We start from the raw sequence: 2,290 nt of genomic DNA on the forward strand, positions 1-2,290 counted from the left end.
CCGGTGTGGGCTTCGACCGGCAGACCGAGCAGGGCCAGGTGATTCAGATCCAGCGGGTCGACTGCAAGGACGTGAACGCCGCCCAGATCCCCTCCACCGGCGACACCTCAAAACCTCAGGGACGTGAGGCGGAGCGGGCGGAGAACGGTGACTGCACCAAGGCGACGATCAAGGTCACCAGCGGCAAGGAGAAGGGGAGGACCTTTATCGAGGTCGTCCAGCCGGACGCACCGCGGCAGTTTCACGTGAAACAGGGCGTAGTAGTGGCATACGCACCCGACGCACCCCGTGATCTCCAGTACTCCGTGACGGATGTGAACCGCAGATTCCCCATGGCCCTGCTGGCCGGGATCTTCGCGCTGGCGGTGGTCGTGGTGGGGCGGCTACGCGGTGTCATGGCGCTGGTCGCACTCGCCGTCTCCTTCGCCGTGCTGACGCTGTTCATCCTGCCCGCGATTCTTCAGGGATCGAATCCGCTGGTCGTGGCGGTGGTCGGAGCCAGCGCGATCATGCTGCTCGCGCTCTACATGTGCCATGGGCTGACCGCCCGTACCTCGGTCGCGGTCCTCGGCACACTGATCTCACTGCTGCTGATCGGGCTGCTGGGGTCGCTCTTCATCGGCTGGGCGAGCCTGACCGGCAATACCGACGACAACACCGGGCTGATCCATGGCCTCTATCCCGAAATCGATATGAGCGGCCTGCTGCTGGCGGGCGTCATCATCGGCTCGCTCGGCGTCCTGGACGATGTGACCGTCACACAGACCTCGGCGGTGTGGGAGCTGCATCAGGCGGATCCGTCGATGGGACCGCGTGGCCTGTACCGGGCGGGTATCCGGATCGGCCGGGACCATATCGCCTCGGTGGTCAATACGCTCGTCCTCGCCTACGCGGGCGCCGCGCTGCCGCTGCTGCTGCTGTTCTCGATCGCGCAGTCCGGGGTGGGTACGGTCGCGAACAGTGAACTGGTGGCGGAGGAGATCGTCAGAACGCTCGTGGGCTCGATCGGTCTGGTCGCCTCGGTGCCGGTGACCACGGCGCTGGCGGCGCTGGTGGTGTCCGCCGACCGCTCGGGGCAGAACGACTCGCCAGCGGCCCCGTCAACGGCCCCGACGGAGGCCCTGCCTCCCGCGCCGTCGTACCCGGCGCCTGGTCCTGGTCCCGCCCCTGGTCCTGGTGGGGCAGCGGGCGCCTGGTCGGCGGGTCCGGCAGGGCGGACGGGTACGCCGACAGGTACGCCGGGCTCAGTGGGCCTCTCAGATCCCGAAGGCCCGGAAGCGGCGCCCTCACTGCCGGTACAGAGCGCATCGGCGCGCAAACTGGGCGGCGGCAGGGGTCGGCGCCGCAAGAAGTAGTCCTACTGCCGTCCCGGCCCGGAAATCGCCGTCCTGCCCGGAGATCCGTTCGGCCGGAAAGGATCACCCGGACGGCCCCGTTCCGTCTGGCTCAGCCGGCGTTCTCCTCGGCCAGGATGCGGCCGAGCGCCTCCTCAAGATTGCCCTCGAAGTCACCGAGCGTGCGCTCCTGACCGAGCGGAACCAGTCGGTCCGTACGGTCGAGGAAGGCCACCAGAGGCGCGGCGCTGACGCGGAAGAGCGCGTGATCCTCGCCGACCTGGAGCCGGATATGGACATCGGAGAGGTCCTCGGGCTCCGTGGGCGCGATATGCACATCGCCGTCACCGCTCGGCGTGTTGATCCCGTCGAGCAGCAGCTCACGACCGAACGTCCAGGTGACAGGCGCGTCGCCGGGCAGATGGAATGTCATGCGCACGGCGTAGGGATCTCTCATCTCGTAGTGGAGTTCCACCGGGATCCGGAACGCCAGCTCCTCCGAGACGAGGAAGCTCATCAGGACCTCGGCCTGCACCGACTCGCGCATCGTGTACTCCGGAGTAGATGAAACAGTGGCTGGGAATGATCCCCGTTGACCCTCTTGACGCAATCGTCCTGTAAGCGCTAGCAGATCACAAGGAGTAATTTTTCAGATACAGATAGAGAAGGCGAGCCTGCTGAGCAACGATCTGGTCTCTCTGTGTAATCGCCCGACCGTCGGGAGCCATTGCCCTCGCTCATGGAGTGGCGCAGAAACAGCCACGGCCGCCGCCACGGATCCGAAACGGACGGGCGCGTCGAGCGTGTCGTACCGACGGCCGATCAAACCAATGATCTTGCCGCGACGATTCTGCACAGCCTCGTCGAGGGCGAGAACACTCAGAGCTGTGCTTCTTGTCACCGTGGCCACCGTCACCCCCAGGCATGCCGACGGGCGAGGGCCCGCCCGCGGGGGC

Annotated in this window: 2 protein-coding genes; one reads left to right on the plus strand and one right to left on the minus strand. The window is 66.7% G+C overall.

What is annotated here, in order from left to right; genetic code table 11:
- A partial coding sequence (locus BFF77_RS32360; protein WP_169922764.1) for a YibE/F family protein occupies positions 1–1,355 on the plus strand: 1,355 nt, incomplete at its 5' end.
- A 91-nt stretch (positions 1,356–1,446) separates the two neighbouring features.
- Here BFF77_RS32360 and BFF77_RS32365 read toward each other — a convergent pair.
- Entirely contained in the window at positions 1,447–1,881 is a 435-nt protein-coding gene (locus tag BFF77_RS32365; RefSeq protein ID WP_066957136.1) for an SsgA family sporulation/cell division regulator, read from the minus strand.
- Positions 1,882–2,290 lie beyond the last annotated feature (409 nt).

Origin of the sequence: Streptomyces lushanensis (assembly GCF_001700515.1) — a bacterium.
Classification (GTDB): domain Bacteria; phylum Actinomycetota; class Actinomycetes; order Streptomycetales; family Streptomycetaceae; genus Streptomyces; species Streptomyces lushanensis.

Excerpts from the sequence above, each read along its gene's own strand:
- BFF77_RS32365 (WP_066957136.1), bottom strand. The coding sequence starts at position 1,881 with ATGCGCGAGTCGGTGCAGGCCGAGGTCCTGATGAGCTTCCTCGTCTCG.